We start from the raw sequence: 22,604 nt of genomic DNA, 5'->3' as shown, positions 1-22,604 counted from the left end.
ATCGACGGAGTTACAGCAAATGCGCTCTACGATGATGGACCAACCGCTCCTTATCTCTTCGATCATTCGTCATGCGGCAGCCTGTCACGGATCTACGGAAATTGTCTCGCGGGTAAGCGACGGGTCGCTGCATCGAACGAACTATGCCGAGGTCTACGAACGCAGTAGCAAGCTTGCCAATGCACTCGCCTCCTGGAGATTGCAACGCGGAGACCGCGTTGGAACGCTCGGTTGGAATGACCAAAGGCATCTGGAGATTTATTACGGAGTCTCGGGTGCGGGTTTCGTCTGCCACACCATCAATCCGCGACTGTTCCTGGATCAGATCGTCTATATCGTCAACCACGCCGGTGACCGTTTGTTGTTCGTGGACCCCAGCTTCGTTGGACTGGTAGCGGGTGTGCGGCAGCGCCTCCAGTCCGTAGAGCGAGTCATCGTTATGTGCTCGGCGAGCGCCATGCCGCCGGAGGCCATCGCCGAGGGTTTCGAGTGTTACGAGGAAGTCATTGCGGCGCATAAGAGCGGGTTCGACTGGCCGCGGCTGGATGAGAACGACGCGGCCGGCCTCTGCTACACGTCAGGCACCACTGGCGATCCTAAGGGCGTGCTCTATAGCCACCGCTCGACTGTGCTTCATGCGTTGGCGGTCTGTGCGCCAGACGTCTTCAACCTGGGCGAGCGCACGACTGTCATGCCGGTGGTTCCCATGTTTCACGTCAATGGCTGGGGGTTACCGCATGCCGCTCCAATGGTCGGTGCGCGGCTCGTTCTCCCTGGGCAAAGACTCGATGCGGCTAGCTTATATCAGCTCATTACAACCGAGAAAGTGACGTTCACTGCGGGCGTGCCGACCGTCTGGGGCTCGTTGCTGGACTGGATTGACGACAACAAAGGTGAAATCGCCCCGTTGGAACGCGTCGCGATTGGAGGCGCTGCATGTCCTCAGATCATGGTCGAGCGTTTTCACAAACAGGGGGTTGACGTCGTCCATGCATGGGGGATGACGGAAACTAGCCCTGTAGGCCTGGCCAATCGGTGCACCGTGCCCGCATCGCCGGCGCCGGAGGGAACCATGTCGCCCAATCGACGGCTGAAGCAAGGCAAGCCACTGTTTGGAGTCGAGACGCGGCTCCTCAACGATGACGGCCGCGTATTGCCGCACGATGGCACTACGTCCGGGCGTCTGCAGGTCCGAGGCCCATGGGTTGCATCTTCCTATTTCAACCTCCCGCTCGAAAGCGCAAATAGAGCCAATGACGGATGGTTTGAAACCGGCGATATTGCGACGATCGAAGCAGCCGGAACAGTTGAAATCGTCGATCGTGCCAAGGACGTCATCAAGTCGGGCGGTGAATGGATCAGTTCCGTTACGCTCGAAAATGCCGCGATGTCACATCCCGACGTCTACGAAGCGGCCGCTGTCGCCCGCGATGACGAGCGATGGGGCGAACGTCCGGTGCTTTTCGTGGTGCTTCGCCCCGGAACAGCACCTTCGAAAGAAGGTCTGCTGTCTCATCTTGGCACGCGTGTCGCTCGTTGGTGGGTCCCGGATGACATCCACTTTGTCGACGATTTGCCCCATACCGCCACAGGCAAGGTCGTCAAGGCCACGCTTCGGAGGCGCCTCAGACAGTGACGGGCTTCGACACGGCCCAACGATCCATGCAGACCGCGCAGCGGTCAGTCGGAAATGTCGGCGAAGCGATCTGGGACGGCCACACTTGCTAGGCGCCTGACTTCACAGATCCGCCATCGGGCGCGTCGTGCGGAAGGGACCAGCCGAAATAGACCTCTGCCTCGACGATCTTGCCACCGCGGACGGTTAGCCTCTCCGTATTGCGGAATCGTCGATTGCGAACACTCGTTCCTTCGTACACGACGAAGACCTGTTCGCCATGAACAACGACATCGACGAACTGAAAGTCGGTGATCGTCTCGCTGTTGGGCCAACAACGCGTGAAGTAGGTGTTGCGATCCAGGCGGTTATCCAGAGGGCTGGTGAAATGGAAGTCTTCGCCGATCAGAGCCTCGATCGCGGCGCGGTCCTTACGTACATAGGCGAGATAACTCTCACGGGCGATGTCGGCAGGATCTTGCTGCATATACGTCGTCTCCATTGAATGTTTCAAGAAGCGCCTCAACGGCTTGTTCCTGCAGGTGGTCCTGCAGGAAATTCAGGTGAATCGCAAGCTTCCGGCCATTGTCGACCGGCGCCACCTTCTTTGGCTCCTCATGCGTCCACGATCACTTCAAACCCGCCGTAGATCAACCGCTTGCCGTCGAAAGGCATCGGATTGGTGTCAGGCTGCAGCCGTGGGTCAGCCATCACCGCTTTCATTCCGTCGTCTCGTGCCTGTCGCGAGGGCCAGACAACCCAGGAGAACACCACCGCCTCGTCATGCTGCCGTTTGACCGCCATCGGAAAGGACGTCACCTTCCCTTCCGGGACATCGTCTCCCCAGCACTCGACCACCTTTAATGCGCCGTGCTCCTTGAAGACGGCCGCTGCCGATTCGGCATGCTTCCTGTACGTTTCGCGATTGGCCGTGGGCACCGCGGCGACAAATCCATCTACGTAAGTCATGAACGATCTCCGTTCGCGTTGATAACAAATAGGGTCGCAAAACCGGCGTGGGGACAGCATTGCCGCAATCTTGCCGCCTTATATGCACGACGAACGACGCTTGAGGAAATCGACAAAGCTCACGAGATATTTCGATGTCGTCTGAAACCTACGCTTGCGGGGAGTGGCGTGCGAACTTCCCAATCTCTCAAAAGTGCGCAACGCAGTCAGAACAAAATATGTAGATCAACGTCAGCGAATGGTCAGGCTACAGAGTGCCCCCGCGCTGCTTCAAGAACGTAGAACCATTCCTCGCGCGTGAGCGCGATGCCGGCGCCACGCGTCGCGTCGCGGATCCCGTCGACGCGGCTCGTTCCAGTCAGCACAACGGGACGGCTCGGCAACCGGAAGACCCACGCGTAGGCGAGCGGTATCCAGTCCGGCAGCCCGCGGTCCCGCTGTATCTGTTGCAACGCTTCACGCACACGCGAGCCCGTCTCATTGGACGCGTCGAAAAGCCGTCCGCCACCGAGCGGTGACCAGATCATCGGCACGACATCCGTCGCATTCATCGCCGTCAATGTGCCGTCGTCGAGCGGCGCCGTGTGGAATGGCGAAAACTCGATCTGATTGCTCGCTAGCGGCACACGCGCTCCGAGCAAGTCGAACTCACGCGCGGAAAAATTCGACACCCCGAATGCGCCGATCTTGCCTTGCGCGACCAGCTGATGGGCCAGCTCCGCCACTTCGTCCCGATCGAGAAGCGGATCGGGGCGGTGCAGTAGAAACAGGTCGATCCGCTCACGGCGCAGCACCGACAACGCATCGTCCACGCTTCTGCGCAGGTGCGCAGCGCTGCTGTCGTAGTGCTTGACGCGCGCGCCGCCGCCGTTGGACGAAGGCAGCCGAATGCCGGCTTTGGTGATGATCTGGATGTCGTCGTTATTGCCGCCGCGCGCAGCCAGCGCTTCGCCAAAAAGCGCTTGCGCGGCGCCCCCGCCATAAATATCGGCAAGGTCGAAACTCGTCACGCCCAGCGCCACGCACTCGTCGATGAAGCGCGCCAGCCCCTCGCGCGACAAGTCCCAGCGCATCACACGCCACATGCCCGCGACGACCTTCGAGACCGCGACGTCTCGCGCAAGCGCGACAGCGGGCACGCGTTCGATCACGCGCGTGCGCCCCGCCCGGCATACCACTGCGCCACACGTTCCGAACGATAGCGCCGCCCGCGCGCGGCGATTTCATCGCGAATACGAAGCGGTTGCGGATCGAAGAGACGCGCATCCATCGTCTTCAGATCCGCGGCGACACGGGGGCGAAACGCCATCTGCGCGATCACGTCGCGCTCAAGATCGACGCCCGGCGCAATTTCGATCAATTCGAGGCCTTCGTCGCCGAGCCGGAACACGGCGCGCTCCGTCAGATACAACGCGGTCTGCCCACGCTCGCGCGCGAACGCTGCGCTATAGCAGACCTGCTCGATCGACTCGACAAATTTACGATGCCGCCCTTCGCTGCGGATCACGGTCTGGCCGCCTTCCCAGCCGACATCCAGCCCGCCCGCCGTCAGCGTGCCGCTGAATATCACGCACTTCGCGTTCTGGCTGATGTTGATGAAACCGCCGACCCCGATGATCTTGTCGCCGAAACGGCTGATGTTGACGTTGCCTTGCGGATCGACTTCAGCGAACGACAGAAACGCGAGATCGAGGCCGCCGCCGTCGTAGAAATCGAATTGCGACGGCTGCTCGATCATCGCGGCGAAGTTCTGGCCGCCACCCGAATCGCGTCCGGTGAGCGGAGCGCCGCCGATGATGCCCTGCTCATTCGTGAGTATGACTGCGTCGAGCAGACCTTCTTCAGCAGCGATCGTCGACAGACCCGTCGAAACGCCCGCGCCAAGATTGCACACCGCGCCGGGATAGAGTTCGAGCGCCGCGCGCCGCACGATCACCTTGCGCGGTCCGAACGGCAACGGCTTGATCTCCGATAACGGCACGCGCAGTTCGCCCGCGTAACTCGGATCGTATGATGTCGCGTACGTCTGCGGCTGATCCGGCACGACCACGACGAAGTCGACCAGAATGCCGGGCACCTTCACCTGTTTGGGCGGCAAGGTCTCGCGCCGCGCCACCCGTTTAACCTGCACTATCACCACACCGCCCGCGCGGCGCGTTGCCTGCGCCATCGCCAGCATCTCACCAAGCACGGCTTCTTCTTCCATCGTCACGTTGCCGTCTTCGTCGGCGGTCGTGCCGCGAATGAAGGTCACGTTCAGCGGCAACGGCTTGAACCGCAAGTATTCCTCGCCGTCGAGTTCGATTACTTCAACGAAATCGGCCGGCGTGCGCGGACTTTGCCGCGCGCCCTGCTGCCGCGGATCGACAAAGGTATGCAAACCTGTTCTGGTAATCAGGCCAGGGCGCCCCGCGGCCATCTCGCGCATCAGTTGCGACATCACGCCCTGCGGCAGCGTGTATGCCTCGATCTTGTCCTCCGCCGCGAGCGTGACGAGACCGGGCGAATCGACCAGTGCACTTGTGATTGCGCGACGTAGCAAGCCTTCTTGTGCGAGATGGCTCGCACCAAGGGCCGCGCGATCGCCAACGCCGACGATGCTCATCGAGGTTATACCGCGCGGCGCACCTTCGCGTTTGAACCGTTCGCCGACCGCCGCCACCAGCGCGTCGGGCACCGCGTGCCCGCCGCCCGATCCGCTGATGAGCACCGTGTCGCCGTCTCTTACGAGCGAGGCCGCTTCTTCTGCTGTAATGATCTGCATGATGTTGTCCGATGATCCGCTGCAATACGCCGTTATGCGCCTTCTGCCCGCTCACTCGCCCTTCAGTTTCTTCGCCCAGCGCATGACGTGTTCGCCGACCGCGACAAGTTCGCCGCGCTGGTTGAACACTTCGTTCTTCGCAATGCTGCGGCCTTTTTCCTTGTCGATCCTGATCACCTCATACACCACGGTGATCGTATCGCCGAGCGCAACCGGTTTCAGGAAACGCAGCTTGTCGTAGCCCGAGGAGACGGGGAAATCGCTGAGATTCTCTTTGTGAATCACGTGTTCGATCGACAGCGTCGAAGCGGTCGACATATAGCCCACCATCAGTGCGCCATGCGCGATGCGTCCGCCGAGATTCGACTTTTCGCGCGCGTACTGTTCGTTGACGTGCGTCGGGCTGAAATCGCCCGTTATGCCGGCGAACAGCATCACATCGGTTTCCGACACGGTCTTGCCGAAGGTATAGCGTTGACCGACTTCCACGAAATCGAGACCTGACTGCTCCATGCTTTAACTCCTTTACACCACAGTTCGGTAACGTGCGACACAGGTGTCCAGCACGTCGTCGCCGTCGCGCTTCCACCAGTTGTCGCTCGAGAAAATTTCCACTTCGATGAAACCGTCGAATCCCGCCTGCTCGACCTGGCTGCGCAGCCGCGCGATGTCGATGACGCCGTCGCCCATCATGCCGCGATCGTTGAGCATGTCGCGGGTCGGCACGAGCCAGTCGCAAACGTGAAAGCCAAGCAGCCGTTGCTTGCCGGCACGTGCGATCTGCGCGTCGACTTTCGGGTCCCACCACACGTGATAACAATCCACCGCGACGCCGAGATCGCCTTGCATCGACGGGTCGATCTCGTCGCACAGATCGAGCGCATGTTCGAGCGTATTCACACATGCGCGATCGGCGGCGTACATGGGATGCAGAGGCTCGATCGCGAGCGGCATGCGAAGCGACTTCGCGTAGTCGAGGATGCGTGCAATGCCGTCCTTCACCTGCTCGCGCGCGCCGGCCAGATCGCGGCTTTGCGGTTCGCCCTCCATCGCCCCCGGCAAGCCGCCTACGACGAGGACCACGCAAGGCGCATCGAGTTCGCGCGCGGCGTCGAGTACACGCCGGTTACGCTCGAAAACCGCATCGCGTTCGCTGGCCTGCGCGACCGGGAACAGACCGCCGCGGCAATAGCCGGCCAACTCGATCTGCGCCTCGCGCAGCAGGCGTTTTGTCTGTGCCACACCAACGCGCTCGACGTCGGCATGCCACGGTGCTATCGCGCGAATACCGCGACGCGCGCAGCCCTCGATGATGCGCTCCAGCGGCCATTGCCTGAGCGTCGCGGTGTTGAGGGCAAAGTGCTCGAGATGCTGTGAAAGATCGCGCATGACGAGTGCTTCCCTCACGCGAGCGTAGTCGGCATCATCATCAGCGTTTCGCCTTCCTGCACGACTTCGCCGCGCTGATTCAGCACCTTCAGGCGCAACGTCGCGATCCCGCGATCGGGCCGCTTGGTCGGACGTTTGCCGATGACTTCGATATCGACATGAATGCGATCGCCGATCATCAATGGCGCGCGAAACGACCAGTTCCAGCCGAGTGTCGCGAGCCCTTTGAGCAGCACCGGGCAACGCGTCTTCAGTCCGTCGGCGAGCGACAAACCGAGCAGGCCGTGGGCGATGCGCCCAGGAAAGCCGGCCTCCTGCGCGGCCACGTCATCAACGTGAATGTCGTAGTAGTCGCCCGAGACGCCCGCGAAATTGACGACGTGTGTTTCGGTCACGGTGACGCCAGCGGTGAGGTAGTAGTCGCCGGCCTCGATGTCGTTCAATCCGTAAAGGCCCGGCTTCAGCAGACGCCGCGTGTCACTGGCGACAGAGTCGCTCATTGCTGGATCTCCTTCCCGTTAGAGGGCATTGGGGGCATTGAGTGCGTTCACCCGTGCAGATGTGCCGGCGGCATGGCAAACGTGGGGGCATTGACTTCCGACAATGCCGCCGTTGCGCGCATCAGCAGCGGCGCGAGTTCCTGCATGCGCTTCGCGGTCAAGCGGAACATCGGCCCCGCAATCGTCAGCACGCCAATCGGCTCGTCGTCCTTGCCGCGAATCAACGCGGCCATTGCCGAAGTGGCCGCCTCGACACTATTGGTCACCGTTGCGTAGCCGTTCGCGCGTGCACGGCGCAGTTGCTTGAGAAATTCCTCCGGGGTACGCGGTGCGTTCGGGCCGTAATCCTCGTCCCGGCCGAAGCCGGTCTTCATCACCCGCGCGAGCGCTTCTTCGTCGCTCATCGTGGCGAGCCAGACCAGCCCGGACGCAGAGCAGAACAACGGGGCTTCTGCGCCGCTGTCCGGGTCGTAGCGCAGACCTACCCGCGTGCCTAGCGACTTGGACACCCACACCAGCCGCTCGCCGTCGATCAGGCCGAGCCGCGACAGCTCACCCGAAACGCTCGCGAGTTCGTCCATCAACGGCCGCGCGAGGTCGATCAGATTGTTCTTCGATACGAAACGGATGCCGAGCGACACGGACTTCAGCGACAGGCAGTACTGCCCCATCTCCCGTGTCTGATGCACGTAACCCATTTCGATCAGACTGGTCAGCAAGCGATGCATTGCGCTTACCGGAATATCGAGAGCCTCCGAAAGCCGGCTCAACTGCATGCCGTTGCGATCGGTCGACAGCAACTCGAGGATGGCCATGCCACGTTCCAAAGCGACGCTCATACGTTATTTACTCATTGCATGTGAATTGAATGGTTCGCACCGGACCGCGTTTATACACGATGCCCAAAAAATCCGGCCAGCGCGCGAGCCTGCCCTTCAATCATGCGCTTGCCGCCAATCGTCGTCACGCCTTGCGATTGCGCGGCGCGCATCAGCGCGGTCACGTCGGGTTTCGGCACGATGTCGAAAAGCACATGCTGCGCGTTCATACCCGCGATGTCGACGGGTAATGCGTCGTCAGGCTTCATTCCGAGCGGCGTCGCGTTGACAACGAGGTCGTGGCCGTCGAAGGTCGGTTCGGACGCTCGACATACGCACGACGGTGCGGCGTTTGCCACCGCCTCAACGACCTGCCGGACGCGTTCGCCGTCGATATCGCTCAGCGCTATCTCGCGCACGCCGCTTTGCGCGAGTGCGATTGCGATCGCGCGTCCGGCGCCGCCCGCACCGACCAGCAGCACGCGCTTGCCGGCAGGCGGATGACCGGCATCATCGAGCGCGCGCACAAGCCCGGCGCCGTCGAACATGTCGCCTTCCCATCGATTATCGGGCAGGCGGCGCATCGCGTTCAATGCGCCCGCCGCTTGCGCGCCAGGCAACACATGGCTGACGAGCGACATCGCATCGACCTTGAACGGCACAGTGATGACGATACCGCGCAGATTACCGATCGCCATCAGCGAGCGCATCGTCTCACCAAAGCGGTCGCGCGAAACGTGCATCGGTATTAGCAGCGCGTCGATCTGCGCCTGCGCGAACAGCGCATTGACTACCTGCGGCGAACGCACCTGCGAAACCGGATCGCCGACGATCGCGTACAGCGCCGTCGCGCCGGTCACCGGGATGAAGGAGGCCGTGTTCATACGACGCGCTGGGTCTGCGTGCCCAGCCCTTCGACGCTCAGGCGAACCGTGTCGCCACGCTTCAGATAGCGCTCCGGTTTCATGCCGAGGCCAACGCCGGGCGGCGTGCCCGTCGTAATGAGATCGCCCGGCATCAACACGACGAACTGGCTCACGTACGACACGATGGTACGGATCGAAAAGATCATGTCGCTCGTGTCGCTGTTCTGCACGCGCTCACCGTTCACCTCGAGCCAGAGCGGCAGTTTCTGCGGATCGGGGATTTCTTCGGCAGTGACGAGATACGGACCGATCGGACCGAACGACGGTGCGCATTTTCCCTTCACCCACTGGCCGCCGCGTTCGAGCTGGAATGCGCGCTCCGAAACGTCGTTGCACACGCAATAACCGAACACGTACGATAGCGCGTCAGCCTCGCTGACGTAATGCGCACGTTTGCCGATCACAAAGGCGAGTTCGACTTCCCAATCGGTTTTTTCAGAGCCACGCGGCAAGACGATGTCGTCGTCCGGACCGACGATACAGCTTGGCGCCTTATTGAAGAGAATCGGTTCCTCCGGCAGCGGTGCATTGGTCTCTTTCGCATGCTCGACGTAGTTAAGACCGATCGCCAGAAAGTTGCCAGGCTGCGCAATGCACGGACCGAAACGTGTGCCCTTCGGTACTTCAGGCAGCGTGGTCAGATCGACGTTGGCGAGCCTGCTTTCGAGGCCGGCCGCGATCGTTGCGGGATCGATGTCGGCGATCACGGCAGACAGATCCCGATGCGTTCCGTTCCTGTCGACGACACCGGGTTTTTCCGCACCTACGGGACCAAAACGAAACAGTTTCATGCGATTTCCTTGTGTTGAACATCAGCGCGAGGCGCTGAGGCTGTATTGCAGTTGATAGTTGCCGCGAGCGATCGCGCCGACGCCGGCTTGTCGCAATGAATCGTCGGCCAGTTCACGTTCGGCGAGTGAATCGAGTGTCGCTTCGTCAGCGGCTTCGATCAGCAGTACACCGTCGATCTGTGCATCGGGCGTGCCGCGCAATTCGAGCTCGCGCGTCGGCTTCGTTTCGCGCTGCACGCCGTCGAGCAGATGCGCGCCGACCAGGGCGGTACGTGCCGGCAAATCGTCGAGTATCCGAATCAGCGTGCTGATCGCCTTATCACGCGCGACAGACGGAAACGCAAAGCGGATTGTCTGCATCCACGCGCCCTCGCCGATACCTCGTGTGTGCGCGACGCGGCACATTGTTCGCGACGTGTCGACGAAAGTGGCGACTACCCTGGCGGTCCACGGCGTCGGATGATCGAGCCGGTCCCGATAGACCGGCGATTCGAGCACCCCGAGCGACTCGGTTTCGTAGAAGTTGAAATAACGAGGCGAGCCGCGACTCGCGACGTAGCGGCGGCCGCGCAGAAAACCCGGCAGACCGACACGCTCGGGGATATGTTCCGACACATGCCATGCGAGAAATTCCGCGTCGCCACCCGGTGCGATGCCGTTCCAGAATGCGAGCGCTGCGTTACCAAGCATCACGACGAATGCCCTCCTGTTGTGATTGCGCGGACTCGTCGTCTTGCGCGCCCGCATGTTCGATCGGGATGCCGCGTGTTTCACGGGTTGCCAGATAGATAATCAGTACGCCCAGCACATCGCCGAGCAGCGTGTAGAAGAACATCCCTTTCGGCAACGCAACCTTGAAATAGTCGAGCGAGGCCAGCACGATGAACGGCGCAATGCCCCCGCCGATCACGCCGATGTTGTACATCAGCCCCACGCCGGTTGCGCGCACGTTCGACGGCAGATTCTCGGCGAGGATCGTCGGATAAATGCCGGACGCGCCGACAATCCAGAAGCCCGACAGGAACGCGAACGTGCAGCCGAGCGCGATCGAGACTGGCGCGAGATTCACGAGCGCGAACACGCAACAGCAGCCGATCGCGAGCATCATCGCAATTGCATTCTTGCGGCCGACGCGTTCGGCGATAAAGCCCGAACAGAAGAACCCGCAGATCTGTCCGACCGCACCCGCGCTGGTGATCATGCTCACCGACGCCGGCGGCATATGCAGTTCGCGCAGATACGTCGCGAGCAGACCCTGCAGCGGCCACGAGCCGAATTGCAGCAGGAATTGCACGAGGCTCAGCACGAGCACGAGCTTGAGATGCTCGCGAAACAGCGTTGCGGCGGGCGATTTGCGCTTCGACACGAGACCTTTCTCGCGCGCCTTCAGCCACACCGGCGATTCCGGCACGAAACGCCAGATATACAATCCCACGAGCAGGCCCGGAATGATTCCCGCAAAAAACAGAGGACGCCAGCCGAAGTGCGGATAGATCAAACCGTAAAGCGTCGCCGCGAGCACGCTGCCAAAACCCCAACCCGTGTCGAGAATGCCGATACCGATCGCGCGATATTTTTCCGGCCAGACCTCGGCGATCATCGTCGAACCGAGCGTAAGGATCGGTGCCATGCCGAAACCGAGTAACAGCCGGAACGCGAACACCGCCGTGAAACTCCACGCGAGGCCGGTGAACGCTGCGCCCGCCGTGAACCACACGAGCGCGATCAGCATGGGAATCTTGCGGCCGATACGATCGCTCAGATTGCCGAACAGCATACCGCCGAGCCAGCGCACGCCAAAGGTCGCGAGAATCAGCAGCGACGCAGTGTGCAACGTGACATCGAAGGTTTTCGCGATGTCGATCAGCACGAAAGTGATCAGCAGAAAGTCGACGGCGTCGAGCGCCCAAAGGCACCACGCGCCCGCGAGCGTCAGCCATTGCGCGCGATTGATTTCCTGATACCAGCGCCGCTTTGCGGGCGCCGTTGCCGGTTGGTTCACGTTTGTCTCCTTGATTTGTCTATTAGTGGTTCAGCAACGCTTTGACTTTCGGGTGCATCGGCAACGGCTCGTTTTGGAGCCGCGCCTGCAAACCGAGCGAGCGATCGGAAAAGACTTCAGCGGGCATCGTTTTCAGATCGGGCGACACGTCGATCTCGAACGGAATTCGGTCGAGCACATCTTTTTGCAGGTCGATACCCGGTGCAATTTCAATCAGCGTCAAGCCATCGCTCGAGAGCGAAAAGACGGCCCGTTCGGTGACGTAGAGCACAGTCTGCCCACCCTCTCGCGCGTTCTTCGAACTGAACGATATCTGCGCGAGCGACTCGACGAACTTCGAATGACGCCCTTCCGCGACGATCCTCAATTCGCCGCTCTCGACCGCAACCTTCAGACCGCCCGCGGTGAACGAGCCGCCGAACACCATCTTCTTGGCGTTCTGGCTAATGTTGATGAAGCCGCCGACACCGACGAGGCGATCGGCGAAACGCGTGATATTGACGTTACCGGTATGGTCGATTTCGACGCAGGACAGGAATGCGATGTCGATGCCACCGCCGTCATAGAAGTCGAATTGATACGGTTGATCGACGATTGCCGCATAGTTGCGTGCCGCGCCCGCGTCGAGTCCGTTTGCAGGCGCACCACCCGTCAGGCCCTGTTCGTTGGTCAGCGTGACGAGATCCAGAACGTCTTCGCGCGCGGCAACCAGACCGATCCCCGTACACACGCCCGAGCCGATATTGCAGACGGCGCCGCGCCGCAATTCCAGTGCGGCGCGCCGCGCGATTACGCCGCGTTCGTCGAGCGGTAGCTCAGGGAACGTTGTGAGCGGCGTCTTCAGTTCGCCGGCGAAGGAGGGGTCGTAAAAAGTCTGGTATGTCTGCATCTGGTTCGGTTCGACGACGACGAAATCCACCAGATTGCCGGGAATCTTCACGCTTTTCGCGGGCAGCATGCCGCGCTTCGCAAGCCGCTTGACCTGCACGATCACCACGCCGCCGCAGCGCCGCACCGCTTGCGCCATCGACAGCATTTCGCCAAAGATTGCCTCGTGTTCGTGCGAAATGTTGCCGTCCTCGTCGGCAGTCGTGCCGCGCAGCAACGCCACATCCGGTCTGAACGACTTGTAGAACAGCCACTCGCGCCCATCGCGTTCGACCAGCTCGACCAGGTCTTCAGTTGCAATCGAACTTTGTTTGCCGCCCTGATGACGCGGATCGACGAATGTATTCAAGCCGACATGGGTTGTCAGACCCGGCCGCCCACCCGCGATTTCGCGGACCAGTTGCGAGAGCACGCCCTGCGGCAACGTGTACGCCTCGATGCGATTGGCCATGGCCAGTTTCGCGATCGGCGGTGCGTCAACGATAGTCCCGCACACCACGCGCTTGAGCAGCCCCTCATGCGCGAAGTGACTCGCACCCAGCTCATCCCCGCGATTACCGAGACCCACCGGGTGAATCGCCGTGATCTTGCGCGGTGCCCCCTCTTCCTTGAAGCGTCGCTCGATTGCTGCGAGCAGTGCCTCGGGAACCGCCATGCCCGAGCCGGAGCCCGTGATCAATACCGTGTCGCCATCGCCAATCAATCGTGCGGCCTGATCCGCCGTACCCAGCTGCATGCTCGTCTCCGCTCTAATGTTGGAAATGTTTTCCAGAAAGTTTTTTCAGGTTACGACAGGGAATGGGATTCGTCAACGTTTCGACGCGTTTAGACCGGGGCAACACGGTCCGGACAAACCCTGGCAAAAATCCGCTTGCTTTCCGGTCCGTAGACCGCCCTATAATTATTGGAAATTTTTTCTGGAAGAGTTTTCCAGTTTTTTGCCGACGCTGAACCACATTTGCGTTTTGAGCCGGACACCTCACCTCGCGACAACCACAGTCAGGAGTTGGAGAGACATGAAAAAGCACGCGATGACCGCTGCCTTGACGTTGCTGTGCGCGTCTTACGCACATGCGCAAAGCTCGGTGACGCTGTATGGGGTGATCGACGAAGGACTGCAGTTCGTCAACAACAACAAGAACGTGGTGAATGGCCACAACGTCGGTGGACGGCAATGGACGCTCGACTCGACGAATGGCATCAACGGCAGCCGCTGGGGCTTAAGAGGAGCGGAAGGTCTGGGTGGGGGACTGGCCGCTATCTTTACCCTGGAGTCGGGTGTGAACCTGAACAATGGCGCGCTCGGACAAGGCGGTGCGGAGTTCGGCCGGCAAGCCTTCGTTGGAATTTCCAGTGCTACGCTCGGCGCTATAACGCTCGGCCGTCAATACGACTCGATCTTCTGGTACGTGCAGCCCGTGACAACGCTTGGCTACCTCGGCAGCGCCGCCTTCGCTCATCCCGGCGACCTCGACAACACGAACAACTCCCTGCGTCTGAACAATACGATCCGCTATGCCAGCGCCAACTATCGTGGCCTGACCTTCGGTGGCGAATTGAGCCTTGGGGGACAGGCGGGCAACATCACTGCGGGCAGCGGATACAACGCGGGTGTCGCGTACACGAACGGCCCGCTCGCGCTCGGCGCAGCCTACGAGTACTTCAAGAATCCGACCGGCGCAACAGGCAGTACCGGCTTCTTCACCGGAAATCCGAATGGCGCGACTCAGTTGAGCGGTGTGCTGAACAGCGGTTATGTGAGCGCGACGTCGTACCAGGTCATCGCCGCAGGCGCGACATACAGGATCGGCAACGCGATCATGAATATTGGCTACTCGAATGTCGAGTACGGGAACATTACGGCACTCCGGGGCAACAGCGCGAAGTTCAACACTGCTGAAGCGGGCATCAAATATCAGTTCACCCCCGCTTTCTCCGCTGGACTTGGCTACACGTACACAAAGGGCAACGCGGTCGACAACGGTGCGGGCGGCACCGTCGGAAACCAGCATTTCAATCAGTTGGCGGCGCTTGCGGACTATTTCGTGTCGAGACGAACCGACTTCTACGCGGAAGCGTCTGTTCAGAAGGCGTCCGGCGTATCGTCGACCGGAGGCGCTGCGGTCGCGAACATCGGCAACCTGGGCGACTCATCGACGCCGCACCAGGTCGCGGTCAGGCTTGCGATGCGGCATCGATTCTGATCATCGTCGCATCAGTACGCCGTCGCGCCGTCGCTGGTGCCGCCGCGGAAAACCGCGACGATGATTCGGCTCACATCAAAGCAAACGATGCAGTGGCTCAGCGAGTTCCGATTCCAGAATGTTTATCTCCCATTGAATGATGATGCAAACAATCGACCATGTTGGACAACGCAATCAAAGGCTCGGTCTTCGGTGGGGCATACTCGGTGCAGCCACGATTGCGGATTCGGTGATCATGCCCTCGATCCAGCGGATTGGCAGTCGCATCACCATTGTCGCTAGCAGAGACATTGAAAAAGCCTCGCTTCTTGCTCGTAAGCATGCGGTCGATCACGTGACCGCGAAATATGAAGACGTCCTTTCGCATCCTGAGGTGGACGCAGTGTATGTCCCGGTTCCAAACGCGTTGCATTTCCCGTGGACCGTTGCAGCACTTCAGGCTGGAAAACATGTTCTTTGCGAAAAGCCGATCTGCATGAATGCCTCAGAGGTACGGCGGCTGATTGAAGAACGTGATCGCAGCGGCCTGGTCTGCGCGGAGGCAATCATGATCGTCCATCACCCGCAGTGGGAGAGCGTTCGTAAAGCAATCTGCTCTGGTGAGATCGGTGATATTCGGCAGGTTGGAGGCGCCTTCACATACTTTCGCGCGGACCCTGCATCGATTCGCAATAACCTGTCGCTTGGCGGTGGAAGTCTCCGCGATGTCGGCATGTACCCAATCGTGGGGACAGCATTCGCAACCGGTCGGGATCCAGTCGGAGCACAAGGCGATTTGAGCTTCAGTGCGACGTCAGGAACCGATATCGCTTCGGACTGTGTTATTGATTTCGGCGACTTCAAGCTTCGGTCGTTCTGTAGCACGCTAATGGGCCGGAGGCAGTCGATGCTCTTCCATGGAGAGAAAGGCTGGATCGAAATGACAGCACCATTCACCACAAATAACTACCACGACGCGAGCGTGATAAAGCATATCGATGGAGCCGATCAGCTACACATCGAACATTACGGTAGAACGCAAGAACAGTATGAACGGATGTTGCTTGATTTTGAAAAGTCCGTTGAGACTGGCACACCGGTGGCGTATCCGCTGGAACGCTCGCTTATTGTTCAAAGTCAGCTTGACGCTTTATTACAGTAAAAAATCACGCGAGCGCGAGCAGATCATGTTGGGAGCGACGCACGCTGTCGAGGCATTGGAAGTGCCTTTCGCAAAGTACTGACAACTTGAGAACGTCACGCGGACGGTATGATAATCGTCGGAGAACCGGAGGGAGAAAAGAAGAAAATGACGGACATTCGCCGAAGCACCCTACTCCCCGGGCTGGCTGTTGTCGGCCTGTCTGCCTCTCATACGGCATTCGCCAAAGGGAATCGCATCGTCTGTCAGTTAACGCAGCCCACTGGGTCATACATCGGCCATTGCGTTCTCCCCTACGATGTCCATGCATTCAAGATCGGCTTCGACGGTCGCTCCGACAAACTTGGCTATCGCGCACCGCAGCGGTTTCGGTTGACCGCCCCTTCTAGTTGAGCGTCGCCTGCTTCAGAGGGAGCAAACCGTCACCGTCCAGCGGTGTGTCCTCTCGCTGCATTGCGCGACCGTCTGTGTGTCACTCGGCGCCGGACGAAGGGTTTGTCCGACCGATCGTCCATTGGTAGCGTTCCACCACTCGCGCGGCAGCGTACCGAGCTCTATCATTCCAGAACGCTTCAGCTGCCTGGATACGAACATCCTCTCGCTCCAGCGCTTCAGGTGCCCAATAGGCTCTAACGTCGCCAACGGGAAGATCGCCAGTCTCCGATGCAATCGCACGGAACAATTGAAATTCCGGCTCTCCATCAACCTTGGTCCATCGTGCTAATGGCAACATGGCCCTCGCAGTTTCAATGAGACCTAGACGACCTTCAAGAAAATCGGCTGCTCTGGCGCGAATCTTTCGACAATGCTTGCGCCAAAGCTGCTCATTCTTGATTCCTGCTGGGATTCTAAGTTCCTGCGACATCGGTCACTTTGGATTTTGTTAGTTCAACGGCGGGAATTGTTAACCATCTTCGGACTTGTGTCGAATGTCCTGAACTAGCCGAATATCGTCGGACGTAGCAACCGACGCTCTAACGGTCAGATGCTTTGTCATTGGCACGCAAGCCAGTTCCAGTCCACGCGAGCTACGGTAGGTCGATATGGAATCTCCCGCCCAACCACAACGGCGATAGAACGCCGCTGCGTTCAGCGTTGCATCGAGACGCATTGCGGCAAGGCCATGAACGCCGGCCAACCCCTCGAGAAATTGCAGCATCTTGCGCCCAATGCCGAGTCCCATATGAGACGGTCTCACAAAGATTGCATCGATTTGCCCGTTTCCGACCGTAAGCATTCCTGTGCCAACGACTAGTTCTTCATCGATGGCAACGTAAAAGTCGTTTTCGACAACGCTAGCCCATTTATCGGTGGGCGTGCCATCGACCCATTCAGAAAGGGTCGCCTCGGGGTAATACTCGGCGCACGCGGCATGCACCGAGGTTTTGCGGATATCCCAAGCGTCGCAGACGTCATGGCGATTCGCTTTTCGTATCGTCAGCATGCCACGCCCCTCGGCTCGAACAAACGAGTGGACATGCGGGCATAGCCCTGATAGACGGCACCACGTATTGTGTAATGCATGCAATCACTCCTATCTGCGCCAATGGCATTCGGAGCGACTAAAAAGACTCGGCCCCGTCATGACTGGCGGGGCCGTTGAGGAAGTCTATATGTGATGTAAGAACGTCACGATTCCCACGACTCGCCGCCGGGCGTCATGGTGCACATCATCGTTTTGAGCGTGTCGGAGTTCATGCAAACATATTGCATCTCTAAAAGACCACAGTCAACGGGGATCGCCGATTCTCACCAATGTGAACGGCCGACGCCAATGCCTCAGAGACGGCCGCACCTACCCCACAGTCGTGCGCGGCGATCGCACCAGGTGTGCATCGTGGCTTTTTCTGTAGCGGACTCCGGTCGAATTGTTGACGAAAAGTTTCTGATTAACCATACTTCTCCGCCCTTTCAATGGGAGGACAATGTGACGAGCGTTCACATCGATGCACTACCGCGTGCAATGTCAACGGCACGCCTGAAACTTGTGCCGGCATGTGAGCAGTTCACCCCAATTCCGAACTTTCTATCTCCGCAGTCCGAACCCGCTTTCCCATTTCAAAGGCGCGAACCTCATAGCCAAGTTCCCGGTACAGGCTGACCGCCTGTTGGTTGAACTCCCAAACGGCTAGTCTGATGTCAGTGGCACCCTGCTTCCGCGCCCACTCTTCGGCGAGCTTGATAAGAGAACTGCCGACCCCGCGTCCTCTGATTTGTTCTGAAACTGCGACGGACCCGATACGCCCAACGACCATCGGCTGCAACAGCGGGCTCATCGGCTTCACCACCTGAATCGTAATGAAGCCGACAGTTTTGCTACCAAGCTCTGCAAGGAACGTCGCTCGATCTTCTCCCTGGAGGCTGGAAAGCCAGTGCGGCTCGTCGCGGCTGAACTCTGTGGTGGCATCTGCGTAGATGTCAGGGCGTGCTGAGTGATGGCTCGCATTCAGAATTTGACCCAATTCGCAGATTGTCAAAACGTCTTCGATGGTTGCACGTCGATAGCTTATCGGGTTGGTCATCGTCAACTCTTGGGGGAGAAATACGATAAGGGCATCAGACGCTCCACGCCGCGTTTTGCAAGACGAGCCGATAGCCGTCGGCATCCTCGAATGTCCGTCCCGACACGTCCCAATCTGGATTGAACGACTTTACGCGAACAAATCCATTTTCGACAAGACGATTGCCCATTGCACTCCAATCTTGTCGATCCGGTACGTAAAACACGAGCAAGTCCTCAATCGTTGGTCGAGGCAGCACGGGGTGTTCGCCGCAATGGGTGAACTCAAAATGATAGTCCATGCCGGGACTTCCAAGCATCACTCCGTCGAAGCCCTGATGGTCCTGAAACCTCGCGAGCACGGCCAGGTCAAGCCCTACGCAATACATGCGTTCGGTACGGACTAGATCGCGAACGGGCCGAGCGACTCTGAGATGCATCTTCATCGAACAGGCCTTATGAATATGGTTGCAAAGGTATCAAACATCGGCTTGCGATACCAGGCGAGCGAGCGGCCGGAGTTGGCCCGAAGCCAGTCGGTTACCCTAGCTCTTAATTCGCAGGGTCATGGTAATGTCGTCGACTGAGCGCCCGGAAATACGAAATCTGTCATCGCGCCGTCCAATTTCAACAAACCCAAAGTATCGATAAAGGCTGATCGCAGCGTGGTTATCGCTGAACACAGACAGGTCGATCCATTCAATGTGGTTACGTGTCGCGAATTCTATGGCTTTGTTAATGGTCAAACTTTACCAGGTACCGTCGGGCCTACAATTAATCTGGATCGACTCAACGCGCTGTTGCATTGCCCGGTTCCTGACACAAGCTGGCTAATCGCCCTTGTTGCCGAAAACCCATCGCCTTGTATATTGCTCCGGCATGGCTGCTTTCGTCTGCGACCATGACGAGCCGGTCAGACCGTCCGGCGGCCCGCCTGATAACCTCGGTCACCAAGGTTTTGCAAACATTCCGGTTTCGATGCTGTGCCCCTGTAATAACGGACTGGAAACGCCCAATGCCGTCAAGAAAGAACAGGCCAAGGCTTCCTACCTGCTCATTATCGATAAAGGCTCCCCACCAGTTTCCGCGACCACGTTCAATCAGGCTCCTGTAAGCCCTCTGTTGATGCGCCATGTAACGTTGTGAGCTAATGCTCGTTGGCTTTGGCGTGTGGGCGAGTTGCATTCGGGACCAATCGTCCCAGTCGCGCTGCATGGTAAAAGGTCGCACGTTGACCAATGGGTTGGTCGCAACCGGAATGATCTCATCCGGATGGGCCACCAGCACCCGGTAGACAGTCGCGTCGTAACCTTGTTCCACGAATGCGTCGAAGGTCACTTCGCTGTTGGCGCTTTCCGGCCACATAAACGTCCGGTGTGCAATCAGCGGTGGTGTCCCAACGAGGTCGCCGAAGTCATGCTCCAGCAATTCCAGGTCACTTGCTGAGGGTCGCTGCCGCAGAACAAGCATGTTGCCGAAAAAGTATTCGGGCGCGTCCGGTGTGCGGACGACGATATAGTCATCCCGTGACTCGACCACCCCGATATCGCTGTGCAGCAATAGGTCAGTAGCGAGACCAAGGTTACCGGCAAAGTGTCGCATTTCTAGCATCGTTAACAACGAACGGAATTCGTTCCTTCGATTTTATGCGGATTGATCGTTTAGCCAATTGGATCAGAACGTGTTGGCGGCCTCGTCGAAATCCAGCCGCATAAGATGCGATTGTCAGCGATCCAGCCGGTCGTGTCGACCGGCCGAAATTAGTCGATCTTTGCCGACTCACAAGACATCCCAGCGAGGCGCAGCATCACAATGCCGGGACTCATGCCATGGCTGACTCAGCGCACCGGTAACTGGCCCGCGTTCGCACGGCTCGCACACTGGACTTCGTGACTGCGCTGCCGGATCAGCCGATCCTGCCGCAGTCCCCAGAAGTACGTGACAGCGAGACAGGGCAACAGCGACACGATCGAATACGCGACGCCCGCAAGCGGGTTGCCCGTCAGATTGACGAGCGAGAGACTGATCAGCGGAAGGAAGCCGCCAAACAACACATTGCCGAGCTGTTGCGACAATCCGAAGCCCGTGGTTCTGCTTTGCGGCGGAAAGCATTCGGCGATGAACGCCGGCAGCGGCGCCATAATCATCGCCGTCAGGACGGCCAGCAACGCGACGAGCAGCGTCACCATGGCCCAGCCGCCCGCAAGCGCATTCGTCCTGATGCCCGCGAAAGCCGGATACGCCGCAAGTATCCACAGCACGATGCCGATCAGCATCACACGCGAGCGGCCGATCGCATCGGATAGACGGCCGAACACCGGATAAAGCGGCGCGGCCACGACGATAGCAATCCCGAGACACAGGTTCGCGCGCGAAGGTTCGACCTTCAACACGTTCTGCAGGAAGTAAAGCATATACACGATCGACGTATAGAGCGACACCGACGTTCCGCCTTGCGCGCCGAACATCGCGACAAGGATCGCTTTCCACGACGTCGCGCTCGACAAGGTGTCCTGCAGCGGCGATTTCGACAGACGGCCCGCCTGCTTCATCTCGGCGAACACAGGCGTCTCCGTCATGCCGAGCCGGATCCACGTCGCCACCGCGACGATCGGCGCCGAGATCAGGAACGGGACGCGCCAGCCCCAGGATTCGAATGCCGATGCATCGAGCGCGAACTTCAGCGCCGACACGATCGCCAGCGCCAACAACAGTCCGAGGCTCGCGGTACTTTGAAGCACGCTCGTCGCCATACCTTTTCGGCCCGCGGGCGCATGCTCCATCACGTAGACGACGGCAGAGCCGTATTCGCCGCCGAGCGCGATGCCCTGCACCACGCGTAGCGTGACCAGTCCTATCGGCGCGAGCAAGCCGGCCATCGCGTAGGTCGGCAGACAGCCGATGCCCACTGTCGCGATGCCCATGATCGCGAGCGTGATGACGAACGTCTTCTTGCGTCCAATGCGGTCGGCCATCGGGCTGAAGATGATCGTGCCCAACGGCCGCGCTACATACGCGATGCCGAAGGTGGCAACGCCAGCCATTGTGGCGACGGTCCGGTCCGTCGATGGGAGAAACAAGTGCGTCAAAGTCGATGTCAGCGCGACATACACGAAGAAATCGTAGTACTCGAGCATGGTGCCGATGCTCGATGTCGCGATGATTCGCAGCATGCCGGGCTGCGGATCGCGGGCTCCGGAAGTGGTGGACATGGTCGTCTCCTGTGATTCAGTTTGTAAGGCCCCGCGCGATCGACGCGGTGGCCGTATCGCGCATCACATGTGTGTGCGCTTCTTCTCCGCCTGCCGCTCCAGAAACCGGCCAACAGCTTCTTTGTGCTCGCGGCCGCACAATAGAATGGCTTGCATGCTTGCCGCCATTTCGAGCGTCGTCGAAAGCGATGCATCGGCCGCTTCGCGCACGAGCCGCTTCGCCATGCGCAGCGCCGTCGGCGGGTTTTGCGCGATGCGCTTCGCCAGCGACCGTGCGTCGATGTCGAGCTCGTCCTCCGGCACCACCTTCGAAACGATGCCGAGACCCAGCGCCGCTTCAGCATCGATGAACTCGCTGGTCAGCGTCAATTCCAGCGCCTTCGAATAGCCCACGCTCCGCACGAGGAACCACGATCCGCCGATGCCCGACACCAGTCCGAGCCGCAAGAAACTCTCGGCGAACACAGCTTTTGTGCTCGCCACGCGGATATCGCACATCAGCGCAAGATCGCATCCAGCTCCGACTGCGGCGCCATTCACCGCGCACACGGAAGGCACATCGAGACCGCTCAATGCGCGCGTGATTCTGTGGAGGCTGCGATGCAGGCGCTCGCGTACATCCTCGACACTGCCGCTCATGAGATCGGTGCCGCTTTGCATGTCCTTCACATTGCCGCCCGTGCAGAAGTGCGGCGACGACGAACGCAGCAGCAAGCAGTGCACGTCGGGCCGGTCATTGATCTGTTCGAGCACGTCCGACAGCGCCTCCGTCATCGCGACGTTCAGCGCGTTGCCATCGCTCGGGCTGTTGAGCGTGAGCGTGAGCACACCGTCATCGACGGACGATTCGACCAGTGAACCGGCATGATTTGCATGAGTTGACAC

23 protein-coding genes are annotated in these 22,604 nt (G+C 59.7%); 3 read left to right on the top strand and 20 right to left on the bottom strand.

What is annotated here, in order from left to right:
• Positions 1-19: 19 nt before the first annotated feature.
• Entirely contained in the window at positions 20-1,636 is a 1,617-nt protein-coding gene (locus tag ACTJLB_RS27020; RefSeq protein WP_440785106.1) for a long-chain fatty acid--CoA ligase, read from the top strand.
• Positions 1,637-1,724: 88 nt separating this feature from the next.
• Here ACTJLB_RS27020 and ACTJLB_RS27015 read toward each other — a convergent pair whose 3' ends face one another.
• The 13 genes from ACTJLB_RS27015 to ACTJLB_RS26955 form a co-directional block, all read right to left on the bottom strand.
• Positions 1,725-2,102 carry a nuclear transport factor 2 family protein gene (locus ACTJLB_RS27015; protein WP_440785104.1) on the bottom strand — a complete coding sequence of 126 codons (378 nt, stop codon included), beginning with the start codon at positions 2,100-2,102 and terminating at the stop codon, positions 1,725-1,727.
• A gap of 128 nt (positions 2,103-2,230) precedes the next feature.
• Positions 2,231-2,584: a DUF1428 domain-containing protein gene (locus ACTJLB_RS27010; RefSeq protein WP_020067568.1), complete on the bottom strand. Its 354-nt coding sequence runs from the start codon at positions 2,582-2,584 to the stop codon at positions 2,231-2,233.
• A gap of 242 nt (positions 2,585-2,826) precedes the next feature.
• Positions 2,827-3,735 carry an aldo/keto reductase gene (locus ACTJLB_RS27005; protein ID WP_440785103.1) on the bottom strand — a complete coding sequence of 303 codons (909 nt, stop codon included), beginning with the start codon at positions 3,733-3,735 and terminating at the stop codon, positions 2,827-2,829.
• Positions 3,732-5,348, bottom strand: coding sequence for an acyl CoA:acetate/3-ketoacid CoA transferase (locus tag ACTJLB_RS27000; protein WP_440785101.1), 1,617 nt, complete (start codon positions 5,346-5,348; stop codon positions 3,732-3,734). The genes ACTJLB_RS27005 and ACTJLB_RS27000 overlap by 4 nt, the downstream gene beginning before the upstream one ends.
• Positions 5,349-5,399: 51 nt before the next feature.
• The gene (locus tag ACTJLB_RS26995) at positions 5,400-5,861 is read right to left on the bottom strand and encodes a MaoC family dehydratase (protein WP_020067565.1); all 462 of its coding nucleotides are present in this window, start codon (positions 5,859-5,861) and stop codon (positions 5,400-5,402) included.
• A 12-nt stretch (positions 5,862-5,873) separates the two neighbouring features.
• Positions 5,874-6,737 carry a sugar phosphate isomerase/epimerase family protein gene (locus ACTJLB_RS26990; RefSeq protein WP_310357419.1) on the bottom strand — a complete coding sequence of 288 codons (864 nt, stop codon included), beginning with the start codon at positions 6,735-6,737 and terminating at the stop codon, positions 5,874-5,876.
• Between the two features lie 14 nt (positions 6,738-6,751).
• The gene (locus tag ACTJLB_RS26985; RefSeq protein ID WP_088176281.1) at positions 6,752-7,237 is read right to left on the bottom strand and encodes a MaoC/PaaZ C-terminal domain-containing protein; all 486 of its coding nucleotides are present in this window, start codon (positions 7,235-7,237) and stop codon (positions 6,752-6,754) included.
• Positions 7,238-7,284: 47 nt separating this feature from the next.
• Complete coding sequence (locus ACTJLB_RS26980) at positions 7,285-8,076, bottom strand: IclR family transcriptional regulator (RefSeq protein ID WP_027776233.1); 792 nt, start codon at positions 8,074-8,076, stop codon at positions 7,285-7,287.
• 50 nt (positions 8,077-8,126) lie between these two features.
• Positions 8,127-8,939, bottom strand: coding sequence for a shikimate dehydrogenase family protein (locus ACTJLB_RS26975; protein ID WP_440785098.1), 813 nt, complete (start codon positions 8,937-8,939; stop codon positions 8,127-8,129).
• The gene (locus tag ACTJLB_RS26970) at positions 8,936-9,772 is read right to left on the bottom strand and encodes a fumarylacetoacetate hydrolase family protein (protein ID WP_440785097.1); all 837 of its coding nucleotides are present in this window, start codon (positions 9,770-9,772) and stop codon (positions 8,936-8,938) included. Before ACTJLB_RS26970 ends, ACTJLB_RS26975 begins: the two co-directional genes overlap by 4 nt.
• 21 nt (positions 9,773-9,793) lie before the next feature.
• Positions 9,794-10,465 (bottom strand): DUF4286 family protein, encoded by a 672-nt coding sequence (locus ACTJLB_RS26965; RefSeq protein WP_027804555.1) that lies wholly within the window; start codon positions 10,463-10,465, stop codon positions 9,794-9,796.
• Positions 10,452-11,774, bottom strand: a complete 1,323-nt coding sequence (locus ACTJLB_RS26960; protein ID WP_310067018.1) for an MFS transporter — start codon at positions 11,772-11,774, stop codon at positions 10,452-10,454. Before ACTJLB_RS26960 ends, ACTJLB_RS26965 begins: the two co-directional genes overlap by 14 nt.
• A 22-nt stretch (positions 11,775-11,796) precedes the next feature.
• Complete coding sequence (locus ACTJLB_RS26955; RefSeq protein WP_440785096.1) at positions 11,797-13,398, bottom strand: acyl CoA:acetate/3-ketoacid CoA transferase; 1,602 nt, start codon at positions 13,396-13,398, stop codon at positions 11,797-11,799.
• Positions 13,399-13,678: 280 nt separating this feature from the next.
• On the opposite strand from ACTJLB_RS26955, the gene ACTJLB_RS26950 reads away from it, so the two are divergent.
• Both ACTJLB_RS26950 and ACTJLB_RS26945 read left to right on the top strand, forming a co-directional pair.
• Positions 13,679-14,866, top strand: coding sequence for a porin (locus tag ACTJLB_RS26950; RefSeq protein WP_440785094.1), 1,188 nt, complete (start codon positions 13,679-13,681; stop codon positions 14,864-14,866).
• A gap of 136 nt (positions 14,867-15,002) precedes the next feature.
• Positions 15,003-16,007, top strand: a complete 1,005-nt coding sequence (locus tag ACTJLB_RS26945) for a Gfo/Idh/MocA family protein (RefSeq protein WP_440785093.1) — start codon at positions 15,003-15,005, stop codon at positions 16,005-16,007.
• A gap of 472 nt (positions 16,008-16,479) precedes the next feature.
• Here the strand turns inward: ACTJLB_RS26945 and ACTJLB_RS26940 are convergent, their stop codons facing one another.
• The 7 genes from ACTJLB_RS26940 to ACTJLB_RS26910 form a co-directional block, all read right to left on the bottom strand.
• Positions 16,480-16,872 carry a hypothetical protein gene (locus ACTJLB_RS26940; RefSeq protein WP_440785092.1) on the bottom strand — a complete coding sequence of 131 codons (393 nt, stop codon included), beginning with the start codon at positions 16,870-16,872 and terminating at the stop codon, positions 16,480-16,482.
• Between the two features lie 39 nt (positions 16,873-16,911).
• Complete coding sequence (locus tag ACTJLB_RS26935) at positions 16,912-17,451, bottom strand: GNAT family N-acetyltransferase (protein WP_440785091.1); 540 nt, start codon at positions 17,449-17,451, stop codon at positions 16,912-16,914.
• 562 nt (positions 17,452-18,013) lie between these two features.
• Positions 18,014-18,529: a GNAT family N-acetyltransferase gene (locus ACTJLB_RS26930; protein ID WP_440785090.1), complete on the bottom strand. Its 516-nt coding sequence runs from the start codon at positions 18,527-18,529 to the stop codon at positions 18,014-18,016.
• Between the two features lie 34 nt (positions 18,530-18,563).
• Positions 18,564-18,953 carry a VOC family protein gene (locus ACTJLB_RS26925; protein WP_440785089.1) on the bottom strand — a complete coding sequence of 130 codons (390 nt, stop codon included), beginning with the start codon at positions 18,951-18,953 and terminating at the stop codon, positions 18,564-18,566.
• A gap of 343 nt (positions 18,954-19,296) precedes the next feature.
• Positions 19,297-20,109: a GNAT family N-acetyltransferase gene (locus tag ACTJLB_RS26920; protein ID WP_440785087.1), complete on the bottom strand. Its 813-nt coding sequence runs from the start codon at positions 20,107-20,109 to the stop codon at positions 19,297-19,299.
• A gap of 236 nt (positions 20,110-20,345) precedes the next feature.
• The gene (locus ACTJLB_RS26915; protein ID WP_440785085.1) at positions 20,346-21,719 is read right to left on the bottom strand and encodes an MFS transporter; all 1,374 of its coding nucleotides are present in this window, start codon (positions 21,717-21,719) and stop codon (positions 20,346-20,348) included.
• Between the two features lie 63 nt (positions 21,720-21,782).
• Positions 21,783-22,604: an enoyl-CoA hydratase-related protein gene (locus ACTJLB_RS26910; protein WP_440785084.1), complete on the bottom strand. Its 822-nt coding sequence runs from the start codon at positions 22,602-22,604 to the stop codon at positions 21,783-21,785.

This window comes from Paraburkholderia sp. 22098 (genome assembly GCF_052045935.1).
Classification (GTDB): Bacteria; Pseudomonadota; Gammaproteobacteria; order Burkholderiales; family Burkholderiaceae; genus Paraburkholderia; species Paraburkholderia caledonica.
This window is presented reverse-complemented; position numbering and strand designations above follow the sequence as displayed.